This is a genomic window from Bradyrhizobium sp. WSM2793, assembly GCF_000379585.1.
GTDB lineage: Bacteria > Pseudomonadota > Alphaproteobacteria > Rhizobiales > Xanthobacteraceae > Bradyrhizobium.
The window spans coordinates 13,938-27,917 of sequence record NZ_KB902809.1; the positions used below are offsets into that span (position 1 = coordinate 13,938).

Below are 13,980 nucleotides of genomic sequence, written 5' to 3' on the forward strand. Positions count from 1 at the left end.
AAATACATGCGGCCCTCGCCAGGGGAGCTAGCGAGGGCCGCGTCGTACATCGTCGTTCGCGCCTAGGTTCGCGAACACGATGTGGGAGCTCTTGAAGAGACTTAGAAGGGCAGCAGCACGTCCATGACCTGCTGGCCGTAGCGCGGCTGCTGCACGTCCGTGATCTGGCCGCGGCCGCCATAGGCGATGCGGGCCTGCGCGATCTTGCTGGAATCGATGGTGTTGTCGCTCTGGATGTCTTCGGGGCGGACGATGCCGGCGACCACGAGCTCGCGGATCTCGTAATTGACGCGGATCTCCTGCTTGCCTTCGACCACGAGATTGCCGTTCGGCAGCACCTGGGTGACGACCGCGGCGACGTTGGTCTGCAAGGCTTCCGTGCGGTTGACCGAGCCCTTGCCGTCGCTGGAGGCGGTGGAGCCGGCGGTGAGGAGGCTGCCGGGCAGGATCTTGTTGGCCTGCGTGATCGTCTTCGCGCCGAGGAAGTCGGTGACCTGAGAATTTTCCGAGTTGGTGCGGCTGCGCTGGGTCTCGTTGGCGATGTTGGCCTTGTCGGTGAAGTTGACGGTCACCGTGAGGAGGTCGCCGACCTGGCGGGCGCGCTGGTCCTTGAAGAAGGCGCGGCTGCCGTTGCGCCACAGCGAGTTCGGATTGTAAGAGGCGACTTCCGGCTTCGGCATCGGCATCTGCACCGGCTTGTAGCCCGGCTGCGCCGTCGGATTGTCGATCGCGGACAATTTCGGCTGCTCGCCGATCTGCGACAGGCGGTCGATCGAGGAGCAGCCGCCCAGCGCGCAACTGGCCAGCAGCAGCGCAGAGATCGCTATGCGACGAAGACGGTAAGCCGAACTGAAAGCGGACATGACGAACTCTTACTTGGCTTGAGCTTGCGAGACGCGAGCTTGCGGGATCTGGGCTTGTGCGATCTGGGCCGGCGAGGCGGGGGCCTGCACTAGGTTCCGGACGAGGGCTGCGGTGTCGACGGGGACGGGCGCCTCATCGCGCTTGAGCGAGGAAGTCTGCTCGACCGCGGGCGCCATCGGTGCCGACTGGCTCGCGCCCTGGATCGTCACCTGGCCGCGGCCGGTGACGACGCCGGTCAGCGTCCGCTTGGATTGCACATTGAGCACGCTGACGGTGTCGCCCTCGGCGCCGCTCTCGATCGCCTTGCCGCGCGAGGTGAGATAGAGGCCGGGCACCTGGTAGATGATGGTGACGTTCTGATCGCGCACCACGAAATCGGGCTTGACGATGTCGGCGGCACGGAGCGGGGTGCCCGCGCGCATCGGTCGGCGCAGCTGCATGCCGATGCTGCGGTCGCGCGAGGCGGGCTCGCCGGTGACCTCGGCCTTCGGCCGGCGTTCCAGCGTGACGTCGGAGGACTTCAAGAGATCGAGACGCTCGATGTCGCGCGTCAGCACGGCCACTTCCACCGTCTCGATCGCGGTCCCGGTGAAGCGCAGCTTGGTCGCGGTCGGATTGCTGTCGTTGGCAATCTCGAAGGCGATGTCGAACCGGCCGCTGCGGGCGTCGTAGCGGGTTGCGACCGGCTGGAGCGTGCCGGAGTTGGAGGCATCCAGCCGCATCTCGGCGACGCCGCGGTCAAAGGTGACGGTGATGTTGGCGGCGTCTCCGAGGCCGAAGCGGCGCTCGAGCGCCGAGGCGACGGCGGTTTCGAGATCCTTGTTCGCGAGCGTGCGGGCGAGGCGGGTGACCTGGACCTCCTTGAGGTCGCCGGTCATCACGCCGATCACCTGCTTTGCGCGGAGCACCGACAGCACCTGCGCGACCGTCAGCGTGCCGGTGGTGCCGAGATCGGGCGAGCGGTAGACCGGGATCAGCGCGGCCGAACCGGCATTGTCGATGAGATCGCCGACCCGCACCACGTCCGAGGTCACGGTGACGCTCGCGCGCAGCGTCGGCGAGGCGATGAAGTCGTCCGCGGCCGCTGCCGGCAGGGCCAGCGCGAGCAGGGCGGAGATGGTGGCGAGGGTGGTGCGGATCATCATCATTGCTTCAGTCTTGGCCTCAGCGGAACAGCGCCGTGGTCGATTGCATCATCTGGTCGGCGGCGCTGATCACCTTGGCGTTCATCTCGTAGGCGCGCTGGGCGGCGATCAGGTCGCTCATCTCCGAGACGACGTCGACATTGGCCTGCTCGAGGCTGCCCTGGGTGATCTTGCCGTAGCCCTCGGAGTTCGCGGTGCCGTCCTGCGGCGGGCCGGACGACGGGGTCTCGGTGAACTGGTTGCTGCCGACCGGCTGCAGGCCCGCCTTGTTGATGAAGCGGGTCACGCCGATCTGGCCGACGATCGTAGAAGTCGACGAGCCCGGCAGCGTCACCGAGACCTGGCCCTGCTCGCTCACGCTGATGCCGGAGGCGTTGTTCGGGATCGTGATGCTCGGCTGCACCGGGTTGCCTTGGGCGGTGACGACGCGGCCCTGATTGTCCATCTGGAAGGTGCCGTCGCGGGTGTACTGGTAGGTGCCGTCGGGCATCAGGATCTTGAAGAAGCCCTCGCCGGACATCGCGAGGTCGAGATCGTTGCCGGTCTGCGACAGCGTGCCCTGCGTCATGCTGCGCGGCGTGCCGACGGTCTTGACGCCGCCGCCGATGTCGACGCCGACGGGCAGGATGGTGCCCTGGTCCGAGGCCTGCGCGCCGACGCGGCGGACGTGCTCGTAGATCAGGTCCTGGAACGCCGCGGTCTGCTTCTTGAAGCCGGTGGTGCGCAGGTTGGCGATGTTGTTGGAGATCACCTGAACGTTGAGTTCCTGTGCCGCCATTCCGGTCGCTGCGGTGTGAAGCGCCTGCATGTCAGTTCTCCCTCAATCAGGCCGGAACGTCGGCGAGCTTCTCGATCGCCGATTTGTGGAGGTCGCTCTGCTGCTGGAGCAGATTGGCGATGGCGGTGTAGCTGCGCATGACTTCGACCATGCGGGTCATCTCGCCGACCGAATTCACGTTCGACTTCTCGACATAGCCCTGGCGCACGCTGCTGGATTTGGCGTCGGGCTGCAGGGTGGCGGAGCCGGCGGCATAGAGATTGGCGCCGAGCTTGGTCAGCTTGGTCGGATCGTCGAACGAGGCCATGCGGATCTTGCCGCGGATCGAGTCGGTCTTGGCGGTGCCCTCGAGCACCGTGATGGTGCCGTCGGGCGCGACGTTGATGTCGTGATCGGTCGGCTGGAAGGTGATCGGCCCGCCGGTGCCGAGCACCAGATTGCCGTCGGGGGTGACAAGCTGGCCGGTCGAGTTGAGCGAGAACTTGCCGTCGCGGGTGAACATCTCGCCGCCATTGGCCTGCACCGCGAAATAGGCGTTGCCGTCGATCGCCATGTCGAGCGGGTTGTTGGTGGGCTCCATCGGCCCCTGGCCGATGTCGCGATAGGTGCCGCGGTCCTGCACATAGGAGACACGGCGGTCCGCGCCGATGAAATTGTCCTCACGCGCGTTCGAGTTGAGGTACTCCTCGAACAGCGAATGGTCGGCCTTGAAGCCGTTGGTGTTGGCATTGGCGACGTTGTTGGCGATGACATCCATCTGCCGTTCCAACGTCATCTGCCGTGACAAGCCGATCAGAAGCGCGTTCTGCATCGGAAATCTCCCCTGAGCGGATCTGCCATTTCGCTCTCCCAAGCGCCTTGGCGGACCCCGTGAACGAGACCGTCGGGTTCTCCCAAACCGTCGGGTCTCGGCCCTTTCTCAGCGAAAGCCGTGCCAACCTGGAAAACTTCGTAATTTCAGTGGCTTGCTGATTTCGAAGGGGCGCAGGAGGGCGGCAGAAAGGTTCTGTTAGCCATGTCTGCCCGGCAGATTTTTCCTAGTGGAGGCCCAATTGAAAGATTCCGTTAACCATTATTACCGTAGCGTTTGCCATGAAGAGGAGCGCATTGCGCCGGGGCATTTGTATCGCGTCCTTGTCTTAAGGCTTCGCTCTTTCGACCCCTTTGAGAGATCCGGGCGCGGCGACCATGGCAGAGAATGAAGCGGAAGGCGGCGCAGCTGCCGAAGGCGCGGAAGCCGCTCCGCCGAAGAACAAGCTCAAGCTCATCATCATGGCCGTCGGCCTGCTCGCCGTTCTCGGCGGCGGCGCTGCGACCTGGTTCTTCTTCTTCCGGCACGGCGACGACGAGCATCATGCCGAGGCCGCGCCTCCGCCGAAGCCGCCGTCCTTCGTCGACGTCCCCGACATCATGGTCAACCTTGCCGGCGCGCCCGGCGAGCGCGTGCAATATCTGCGGCTGAAGATCGTGCTGGAGCTGAAGGAAGAGAAGCAGATCGAGGCGATCAAGCCGACGATGCCGCGCGTCACCGACATCTTCCAGACCTATGTGCGCGAGCTGCGGCCCTCCGACCTCAACGGTTCCGCCGGCATCTTCCGCCTCAAGGAGGAGCTGACCAAGCGCGTCAACGCGGCGGTTGCCCCGGTCCAGGTCAGCGCGGTGCTGTTCAAGGAAGTCGTGATCCAGTGAGGACGCTGCGGAAGGTGATGGGCTAGCGTCATGGCCGGCAACGAGCAAATGGACCAGGATGCGATTGCCGCCCAATGGGAGGCGTCGCTCGATTCCGAGGATCCCGCCGAGGCCGCGAAGGCTGCGGCCGAGAACGAGCTGTCGGAGACCATGGCCCTGCAATGGGCGGCCATGGTCGAGGACGGCAGCCGCGATCTCGGCAGCGGCAAGAATTCCGGTGAGCGGGTGCTGTCGCAGGAGGAGATCGACAATCTCCTCGGCTTCACCGTCGGCGACGTCACCCTGGACGACCATTCCGGCATCCGCGCGATTATCGACTCGGCGATGGTCTCCTACGAGCGTCTGCCGATGCTCGAAATCGTCTTCGACCGCCTGGTGCGGCTGATGACGACATCCTTGCGCAATTTCACCTCCGACAACGTCGAAGTCTCGCTCGACCGCATCACCTCGGTGCGCTTCGGCGACTACATGAACTCGATCCCGCTGCCCGCCGTCCTCACCGTCTTCAAGGCCGAGGAGTGGGAAAACTTCGGCATGGCGACGGTCGATTCCAACCTGATCTATTCGATGATCGACGTGCTGCTCGGCGGCCGCCGCGGCACCAGCCAGCTCCGCATCGAGGGCCGGCCCTACACCACGATCGAGACCGAGCTGGTCAAGCGGCTGGTCGAGGTGGTGCTGGCCGACGCCGAGCAGGCGTTCCGGCCGCTGTCGCCGGTGACCTTCACGATCGACCGGCTCGAGACCAACCCGCGTTTTGCCGCGATCAGCCGTCCCGCCAATGCCGCGATCCTGGTGCGCCTGCGCATCGACATGGAGGACCGCGGCGGCAACATCGAGCTGCTGCTGCCTTATGCGACCATCGAGCCGATCCGGGGCGTCCTGCTCCAGATGTTCATGGGCGAAAAGTTCGGCCGCGACCCGGTCTGGGAAGGCCATTTCGCCACCGAGATCGTGCAGGCCGAGATCGCCGTCGATGCCGTGCTCTACGAGGCCGACATCCCGCTCAAGCAGCTGATGCGGCTCAAGGTCGGCGACACCCTGCCGCTGGACATGCGCGCCGACGCCAACGTCACCGTGCGCTGCGGCGACGTCACGCTGACCGAAGGGCGGATGGGCCGGGTCGGCGACCGCGTCGCCATCCGCGTAACGAAACCCTTGCGCAAGCCAAGTACGACACTTGCGATGTTCGAGAAGGTGGACGAGCAGAACAAGATGATGGAGGCCCCATGAACCACTCCCTGGGAATGGCGATCGAGACGCTGGTGGCTATCCTGCTGATGCTGACGATCGTTTATTGCGTCATGCTCAACAAGCGGCTGACGCGGCTGAAGGCGGACGAGCACTCGCTGAAGGCGGTGATCGGCGAGCTGATCACCGCGACCGAGATCGCCGAGCGCGCGATCGGCGGGCTGAAGCTGGCGGTGCGCGACGTCAACGAGAACCTCGGCAGCCAGCTCGCCGCGGCGACGCAGATGTCGGACCAGCTCTACAAGCAGCTCGGCGAGGCCGACAACGTGGTGCGGCGGCTGTCCAAGATCGCGATCGCGGCGCGCCCTCCGGAAACGGTCGTTGCGCCCGCAGCCAAGCCGTCGACGGCGAAGGCGGTGGCGGCTGCGGCCGAAGCCTTCTCCGAACGCCGACGATCCAATGGCCTTGCCGCATAAAGTCAGGGTATGAAGTCCTTTCGTAACATCCGCGTCATCCCGGTCGTCCTGGTTGCCGTCGCAGGCCTCGCCACGCTGAAGGTGGCGGGCCTCGTGATCAATGGCGGCTATGTGTTCGACTACAAGCCGAACCAGGCCAAGAAATCCTGGGCGCAGGAGAATCTGAATTTCCCGACCGGCCGCGAGGAGCCGGAGATCATCACCGGCTCGACTCATGGCGCGCCGAAGGAAGCGCCCAAGCCCGCCGCGCCCGAGACCAAGCCGGAAGGCACCGTGGTCAAGGTCGACGAAGCCCAGCCGCAGGTCTCGGCCTCCGAGCGCGCGATCCTCGAGCGGTTGCAGGCGCGCCGCCAGGAGATCGAGGCCCGCCAGCGCGAGATCGACATCCGCGAGAGTCTGTTGAAGTCGGCCGAGAAGCGCATCGAAGGCAAGGTCGAGGAGATGAAGGCGGTGGAAACCCGCATCTCCGCGACGCAGGCCGAGCAGAAGGCCGCCGAAGCCCAGCGCATGAAGGGCCTCGTGACCATGTATGAGGGCATGAAGCCTAAGGACGCCGCACGGGTGTTCGACCGGCTCGAGATGGGCGTGCTGATCGAGATCGCCTCGGCGATCGCGCCGCGAAAGATGTCGGACATCATGGGACTGATGTCGCCGGAGGCCGCCGAGAAGCTGACGGTCGAGATGGCCCGCCGTGCCAATGGCGGCGGCGATCAGTCGGCTTCGGCGGCGGAGCTGCCCAAGATCGACGGCAAGCCGACGCAAAAGCCGAATTGAGGGCGCGAGGCGAAGCGCGCTTTCGCGACCCGGCGCGTTGTCGCGTGGTCGTTCGACTGGCGCCCCGCGAGAGGCCTTGCGGGGTCTAGCTCGCGAAGACCTGTTGCACCCTGCGAACAGGCGGGCGCAACTGCTTCTCTACCTGAGGAAGAGTATCGGCCTGCTGCTTGATCAGCGCTGCCTTCGTGACGCGAGTCACGAGCTGCAGGGTGCTATGGCAACAGGAGCACTCGTATATTTTCAGGGCATATCCTCTGGCGATCGGAACGATCGCTACGACCGCTCTTGCCCTGCTACACACAATGCAACCGGCTTCTCCGCTCATTGATTACCCCCAAAGCTAACCAATGCGATTCGCATCGCCGAGGTCACATCTGAGTCAGAGTCGCGCGCGAACTGCAACGCCCCGAAGGTTGTGAGTGGGCGCGCTCAGCAACTCCTCAATGCGGCAGATCAAGCTCCCGTGGCGGATGCAGTCGAAGCTGGCGGCATCTTCTGAGACTGCGATGAGTTGACGCGCGCAGGTGTGAAGTGGCGTACAGTGGCGCTCAAGGCCCGGTCCTACGCTTTGGCTAGTCGCAATCGGCAGCGCAGGAGGAGGCCATGAACTACTCGTCCGCAGCAGAACGCGTCATCGAGGCCCTCAACCGGCTGCTCATCGCGGCGATGACATCGGCGTGGACATCCGCCCTCAGCCATCAGCATGCAGAGCCGCCAGAAGGCGACGACGGCAACGATGATGAATCTTCTCTCGACGAAGACAGCTCCTCGGCACCGGAAGGCGCCGGCAAGCAACATTGAAGCCGCAATCGGCTTGAGGCCGTCACACGATCAGATCGTGCGACACATGGCCGTGAACGGTACCTGCCGGGAAAGGTGGATCAACATCGGACGGCGATGCTTCAGGCATGAATGCCGGCTCGGATCCATGGAATTCCCCAGCGTGCTCGTGATGACCGACGAAGTCTGAGAGATGATCCAACACTGCGCCGTGCAGTGAGCCTTGCGACGCGTCATCCCTGAACCGAAACGAGTCGCCGAGCTGAAGCGGATTGGCAGGCTTTGATCCAGACGCTTCCAGGGAGGGGTTGTGCTGGTCCGCCCCGCTTGAGAACGAATGGTTGGCACCGCCGGTCGATGACTTCAGGAGGCTTGGGTTCAGCAGGCTTGGGTTGAACGTCGTGTCTGCCGTTTCACCGCTGGTATAACCATGGGCATGAGCCGCCTGGGCGGCGCCTCTTGATGACGCGACGCCGTCATTCCCTGCATCGTGTCCGAGCGCAAGCCCGCTACCGGCGTGCTGTCCGGCGGCGTCGTGGGCAAAATTCAGCATGGCGACGTCAGGCATCTGGCCGCTTGCGACAACCGCGCCATTTTTGAACCCGGTCGGGTTGTTGAAGACAAAGCTGGCCTCGGTGAGTGGGATCACGTGCTGCACGATCAAAGACAGTCCGCTGGCTGAGGGAGCTGCCGTGTCGCTGCGGAGCGTTTCGGTCGCGAGCGTTTGCGTTTCGTCTGAACTGGACAAGCTGGAATATTCGGCCTGTCCGATCTGGTCCCAGTTCGAATCGAGGCTGTAGGTCGCCTCGGTCGATTGGATGGTCGAACTCTCTGCAGCGAGAAGCGTGCCGTCGGCGCTGCCGGAGTCGGACAAGCCTTCGGAAGTGATCGTCATCACGGCGGTCGCGTCACCCTGCGAGGTTGCGATGAGGTCGAGCAGATCGCCGGCAACCGCCGTCGCAGGTGCCGCTGCCGGCGCCGTGATGAAGTCCGACGCGTCGATGGTGGCGATGCCCTGCAAATGGATTTCGAGCAGACTGGAATCGCCGACGTGCAGGGTCTGGTCCGTTGAATTGACGTACACGATCGTTTCATTCGCCGCACTGTCATAGAGCCAGGCGATCGTATGTGCCGGCACGGCCGTGCTGGTTGAGCTCAATGCCAATATGGCGAACCCAAGCGCGCCCATGGCGGTCAAGTCGATCTTGTCCGCTCCCGATGCAAAGTCGGTGATGGTGTCGAACTGGCTTGCGTTGGAATCGGCTACGAACAAGTAAGCGAAACGGTCGTTCCCATTGCTGCCAGTGAGCTGGTCCGCACCAAACCCACCGGTTATGGTGTCGGCGCCGTTGTTGCCGTTGATGGTATCGCTGCCCGAGCCGCCGTAGATGGTGTCATCCCCATCATTGCCTTTGATCGTGTCATTGCCTGATCCGCTGTAGAGAACGTCGGCTTTACCAGTGCCGTTGACGGTATCGCTGCCGGCTCCCGCGTAGATGATCTGACCTGTGTCGCCGCCGCCGGCAATGGTTTCGCTCCCCGGCGTTCCATACACGTTGGGGGGATCGGAGATCACGGCAGATCCGGTGGCCAAATTATCAAAATCGTTCGGGTCTGCGTCGCTGGCGCCATGAATGGCGACGGTCACCGTCTGTGACGTACCGTCGATGGCAGTTATCGAGAAGGTGTCCGTCAAGGTGTCGCCGACATCGAGCGCCTGAACCACGGTGTTGTTGTTATCGAGGGTGTAAGTCCATACGCCGGCTGCGGTCATCGTGAAGGTGCCGTATCCGCCGTCACTCGCAGCCGGCGAGGAGACTGCGGTGAACGTGTTCGGAGCGTTGTCGACGTCCGTATCGGTGAGCGTGCCGGTCGCGATGGGAACGCCGGGTGAGAAAGTTCCCGCCTCCGTCACTGAGCCGGTCGTGGTGCCGGAAATGAGCGCGGCGTCGTTGCTGCCCTGAATGGTGATCGTCACCACCTGCGGCGTACCGTCGAGGGTCGTGACAGTGAAGCTGTCGGTGAGCGTGCCGCCGACATTGAGCGCCTGCACCGCGCCGCCGGCGTTGTCGAGCGTGTAGGTCCACACGCCGGCGGCGGTTATCGTAAAGGTGCCGAAACCGCTGATGCTTGCCTTCGGCGAGGTCACTGCCGTGAATGTATTGGATGGATTGTCGACGTCAGCCGCAAGCAGCGTGCCGGTTGCGCTCGGAGTGCCGGGCGCCGCGTTGGCAAGGCCTCCAGCCTCGGTCACCGAGCCGGTCGTCATGCCGGAAATGACGGCAGCATCGTTGGTGCCATGGATGGTGACCGTTACCACCTGAGCGGTTCCGTCCAGCGTGGTCACCGCAAAACTGTCGGTCAGCGTCTCGCCTGAATTGAGCGCCTGCACTGCCCCGTTGGCGTTGTCGAGCGTATAGGTCCACACGCCCGCTGCCGTCATGGTGAAGGTGCCGTAGCCCGCCTCGCTTGCCTTGGGCAAGCTGACGGGCGTAAAGGCGTTTGCGGTGGTGTCGACGTCGACGTCGGTGAGCGTGCCGGTCGCGATGGGTGTGCCGGGGTTTGCATTGGCGGTGCCGCCGGCTTCGATAACTGCACCGGTCGTCTCACCGGAGATGATCGCCGCGTCACTGGTCCCGTGGATGGTGATCGTCACCACCTGTGGGGTGCCTCCGATCGAGGTCACCGTAAAGCTGTCGGTCAGCGTCTCGCCGGCATTGAGTGCCTGCACTGCGCGGTTGGCATTGTCCAAGGTGTAGGTCCACACGCCGGCGGCCGTCATCGTGAAGGTGCCGTAGCCACCGGTGCTCGATGTTGGCGAGCTTACGGTCGTGAACGTATTGGGCGGATCGTCGACGTCGGTATCGGAAAGGGTGCCGGTCGCAATCGGCGTGCCGGGCGTTCCATTGGCGATGCCGCCAGCCTCGATGATCGAACCGGTCGTGGTGCCGGAGATGTTTGCGGCGTCGTTGACACCGTTGATGGTGATCGTGAAGGTCTGGGTGACGGAGGTGAGTCCATCGGAGACGGTGATAACGAAACCGTCGGTCGTAGGCGCCTTCAGCGCGTTGATTGCGGCATTGTCGGGCACGAACGTATAAGCGCCGCTCGTGCTGTTGACGTAGAGAATCCCGTAGGAACTTGTCTTCGACAGATCGTACGTCACTCCATCCAGAACCGTACTGCCGGCGCTGGCCCCGACGATGCCGAAGGTCAGATTGCCACCGCCGCTGGTGCTACTGGCACTGAAGGTTCCCGTCGTCGCCGTGAATGTGTCAAACACGACCGTATCGAGCTCGATTGGCCCAGCCCCGGTGCTGAGAGTCGGCGGTACAGGGTCCACCAGCGCGAAAGTGATGGGTGGCAACGTGGTCGGCAAGATCTGCAGCGTGGGCGCATCCGGCTGAATGAAATTGATCGGCTGCAGTGGCTGGGGTTTGACGAAGAAAGGCGTGCTCGAGCCACGGGGCCCTTGTTCTCCTAGATTGGCGAGCACATCCTGTTGGGCGGCGCGCAATTCCTCCATGCGAGCCGCCGTATTCGCGACCTGATTGACGCTGATGGTGGATCCCACCTTCTTGATGACGATCGTCTCGCCGGGATCTTCGACGATGATGTGTCGCGGGACCCGCTCCTTGGTCACGAGCTCAAATGCGCCGTGCGCAAGGTCCTTGTAGGTAATGGAGTCGTCATCCAGGAATGTGACATCCGGATCCGCGGCCTCGGCATTCTGCGCGGCCGAGAAAGTCAATGCTGCAAGTGTCAGCATCCCGAAACCGCCCGCGTGGCCCCGGGCGCGAATGCCTGCAATGGGCGTATTCAGCCGGAGCGCTCCGGTTTCCGCCAGCCGGCCCGGTACGAAACCGAAGCTCCCTCGGGTCACGTCGAACAAGGCTGCAGATGGCATGCCTTCGACGTCGAAGACGAACTCGCTCAGCACAACATGAGTGCCGCAGGCGATGTTGAAAAAAGTACCGTCGATGAAGCCAATTGTGATCCGCCCGTCGGCATCGGTTTCCAGCACGTCGCCCCGGTAGATAGGCGCACCAGCTACCGCCTGTGTAGCGACACCGCTCGCTCGCGTAAGCGCACAGCAACCGACCGCAGTATGAATGTGGCCGATGAGCTCGACGGGCAGGGCCATGGTGGCCCCGTTATCAGCGTGGATGCCGGATGCAACTAACATGGCTCGNCCNCGCCTGGGTGATCGATTCAGGCTCGGCGTGCTGCCATAATCCTGCTCGGGCCCTCGCCAAGGGACAAAATTTCCTGGGCGCTGGCAGCCCGAAGGCTTGCCCGCCGAAATAATCAAGTCTGATCGAGAGAGACGCATTGCGCGGGGGGACGGCGACGCGTACCGCCATTCCCGCCGTGCCCCCTCCCGCCAATGTGATTAAATTGACAAACGGAACGCATTTAATTTGTGGCGCTTGCGTAGCGCCGGAGATAAATTAGGCTGGTTAATAGAATTAAACAACAATTATATTTGCTGTGGCTGCGCTACGCGGTTCAAGAAATGGGCCACCGATAGCGACAAGATCTTCTCAGAAAGGGGGGATCATGTGCAGACCTACGATAGCTGCTTTGGCGATTGGTCTTGTTTTGGCGCTTGCCAATTTCTCGCCGAGCGCGGCTCAAGCGCAGAGCGATTCCGCCAAGCCCGCCGTCGCGGCCTCATCGCCGAAACCGATTGGGAAGGTGGTGGTGGTCTCAGGCTCGGTCACGATCGAACATGCGGGCGCAGTGATTGTTCAGGCGAATGTGTCGAGTGACCCTGGCCGCACCAACACGGGTGATCCGGTATATCTTGGTGACGTGGTGTACACCGGCGCCGACGGCCGCGTCGGCATCAACTTTACCGACGGCAGCTCGTTCAATCTATCGAGCAACGCCCGTATGGTGCTGGATCATTATGTGTATGAGCCGGCCGGCAAGTCCAATGCGACTCTGTTCAATCTCGCCAAGGGAACGTTCACTTTTGTTGCGGGCGGGGTCGCAAAGACCGGCGACATGAAGGTCGATACTCCCGTCGCCACGCTGGGGATTCGAGGCACGACGCCGCATGTCGAGATTTCGGACGATGGGTCAGTCAAAATTTCGACCCTGATCGAAGAGGGCAAGAGCAAGCTCTTGAAGAAGCCGTCGACATCCGCGGCGCCGGAGCCCGATCGAAGCCTCAATCGGAGGCTCAACATCTGTCGGGGGTGCTGAGAAACTTGCTTGGCCCGAAGCCGCCGTGACGCCGCAGTGCCGGCCGGCACTGAGATCAGGATTGGCGCTTCGTTCGCCGTCGGTGTCGGACACTTGGTGTGGAAATGACCGCAAGAGCCAGTTTCATCAAGGCCGTGATGCTCATTCTTGTCCTTGGGCTGTCCAGTTCGTCGGGCTGGGCACAGAAGAAGGGCAGCTCCCTCAAGAATGTTGAACTGTGTAACGGCTCAGACCGCGTATCACCCGAAGCTCGGATCGATGGCTGCACGGCGTTTATCGATGCGGGCGAGGGAGCCGTGAACGGCTTCGTTATCGCCTACAACAACAGGGGAAATGCCTATAGCGCCAAAGCCGACTACGAACGCGCGATCAAGGATTTCGTCGAAGCGACCAGGCTTGACCCGACTTATGCGAAAGCGTTCAACAACCTCGGCGTGGCCTATCTGAGAACGGGGGCGCGCGATCTGGCGATCGGCGCCTTTGAGGAGGCGCTCAAGCTCAACCCGAACTATGGCGCGGCTTTTGCCAACCGTGCGACGGCCTTCCTGCAGGGGAACGCGTACGACCGCGCAGCGCGGGACTATGACGAGGCAATTCGCCTTGATCCGAAGCTGGAGGCGGCGCGGAGCGGACGCTGTTGGACCCGAGCCGTCCTTGGCGCTCTGCAGGCTGCGCTGGAAGATTGCGATATTGCGCTTCGATCGGGAGCAAACAGCGCGGCAACATACGACTCGCGCGCTCTCATTAATCTGAAAATGGGGCAATTCTCCGCGGCGGTGGACGACTACAACTCAGCGCTGCGGTTGGCGCCCAAGCTTGCGAGCGCGCTCTACGGCCGAGGGATTGCCAGATTCAAGCTCGGCGACGCAGTTGGTGGCCAAAGCGATATCTCGGCGGCCAGAAAAATCGACGCTGGAATCGACGAAGCCTTTGTCCGCTATGGGGTGCCGGCCGACCGCGACAGCACCGTCTTGCAGGTGTTAACGAAACCTTAACCATCGGCGTCTCAAATTCAGACCCGGCGGATCCGCCCACGCTCGATGCGGCACGGCGTGCTGCCTCCAAAGCAAAT

The 13,980-nt window shown here is 63.1% G+C and carries 12 protein-coding genes; 7 read left to right on the plus strand and 5 right to left on the minus strand.

From position 1 onward, the window contains the following. Window positions 1–101: 101 nt before the first annotated feature. From flgH to flgF, 4 genes are read right to left on the minus strand one after another with little or no spacing between them, the layout of a single operon-like run. The gene (gene flgH, locus A3AS_RS0133470) at window positions 102–863 is read right to left on the minus strand and encodes a flagellar basal body L-ring protein FlgH (RefSeq protein WP_018321847.1); all 762 of its coding nucleotides are present in this window, start codon (window positions 861–863) and stop codon (window positions 102–104) included. A gap of 9 nt (window positions 864–872) precedes the next feature. Continuing rightward, window positions 873–2,006, minus strand: a complete 1,134-nt coding sequence (flgA, locus tag A3AS_RS0133475) for a flagellar basal body P-ring formation chaperone FlgA (RefSeq protein WP_026202628.1) — start codon at window positions 2,004–2,006, stop codon at window positions 873–875. A 22-nt stretch (window positions 2,007–2,028) separates the two neighbouring features. Continuing rightward, window positions 2,029–2,817 carry a flagellar basal-body rod protein FlgG gene (flgG, locus tag A3AS_RS0133480; protein ID WP_018321849.1) on the minus strand — a complete coding sequence of 263 codons (789 nt, stop codon included), beginning with the start codon at window positions 2,815–2,817 and terminating at the stop codon, window positions 2,029–2,031. Between the two features lie 16 nt (window positions 2,818–2,833). Next, window positions 2,834–3,598, minus strand: a complete 765-nt coding sequence (gene flgF, locus A3AS_RS0133485) for a flagellar basal-body rod protein FlgF (RefSeq protein ID WP_018321850.1) — start codon at window positions 3,596–3,598, stop codon at window positions 2,834–2,836. A gap of 377 nt (window positions 3,599–3,975) precedes the next feature. Between flgF and fliL the strand changes: the two genes are divergently transcribed. The 5 genes from fliL (at window position 3,976) to A3AS_RS0133515 (ending at window position 7,718) form a co-directional block, all read left to right on the plus strand. Continuing rightward, window positions 3,976–4,476 carry a flagellar basal body-associated protein FliL gene (gene fliL, locus A3AS_RS0133490; RefSeq protein WP_018321851.1) on the plus strand — a complete coding sequence of 167 codons (501 nt, stop codon included), beginning with the start codon at window positions 3,976–3,978 and terminating at the stop codon, window positions 4,474–4,476. A 30-nt stretch (window positions 4,477–4,506) separates the two neighbouring features. Further along, window positions 4,507–5,709, plus strand: coding sequence for a flagellar motor switch protein FliM (fliM, locus tag A3AS_RS0133495; RefSeq protein ID WP_018321852.1), 1,203 nt, complete (start codon window positions 4,507–4,509; stop codon window positions 5,707–5,709). Further along, window positions 5,706–6,143, plus strand: coding sequence for a DUF6468 domain-containing protein (locus A3AS_RS0133500; RefSeq protein WP_018321853.1), 438 nt, complete (start codon window positions 5,706–5,708; stop codon window positions 6,141–6,143). The genes fliM and A3AS_RS0133500 overlap by 4 nt, the downstream gene beginning before the upstream one ends. A 9-nt stretch (window positions 6,144–6,152) precedes the next feature. After that, window positions 6,153–6,917: a MotE family protein gene (locus tag A3AS_RS0133505; protein WP_018321854.1), complete on the plus strand. Its 765-nt coding sequence runs from the start codon at window positions 6,153–6,155 to the stop codon at window positions 6,915–6,917. A 603-nt stretch (window positions 6,918–7,520) separates the two neighbouring features. Beyond that, window positions 7,521–7,718 carry a hypothetical protein gene (locus tag A3AS_RS0133515; RefSeq protein WP_018321856.1) on the plus strand — a complete coding sequence of 66 codons (198 nt, stop codon included), beginning with the start codon at window positions 7,521–7,523 and terminating at the stop codon, window positions 7,716–7,718. 22 nt (window positions 7,719–7,740) lie between these two features. On the opposite strand, the gene A3AS_RS0133520 is transcribed toward A3AS_RS0133515, so the two are convergent. After that, window positions 7,741–11,841, minus strand: coding sequence for a VCBS domain-containing protein (locus tag A3AS_RS0133520; RefSeq protein ID WP_198293746.1), 4,101 nt, complete (start codon window positions 11,839–11,841; stop codon window positions 7,741–7,743). A gap of 440 nt (window positions 11,842–12,281) precedes the next feature. On the opposite strand from A3AS_RS0133520, the gene A3AS_RS0133525 reads away from it, so the two are divergent. Further along, a complete protein-coding gene (locus A3AS_RS0133525) occupies window positions 12,282–12,908 on the plus strand; it encodes a FecR family protein (protein WP_312009933.1) in 627 nt (208 codons plus the stop codon). A 104-nt stretch (window positions 12,909–13,012) separates the two neighbouring features. Then, window positions 13,013–13,903, plus strand: a complete 891-nt coding sequence (locus A3AS_RS44160) for a tetratricopeptide repeat protein (protein ID WP_063707634.1) — start codon at window positions 13,013–13,015, stop codon at window positions 13,901–13,903. Window positions 13,904–13,980: the final 77 nt, after the last annotated feature.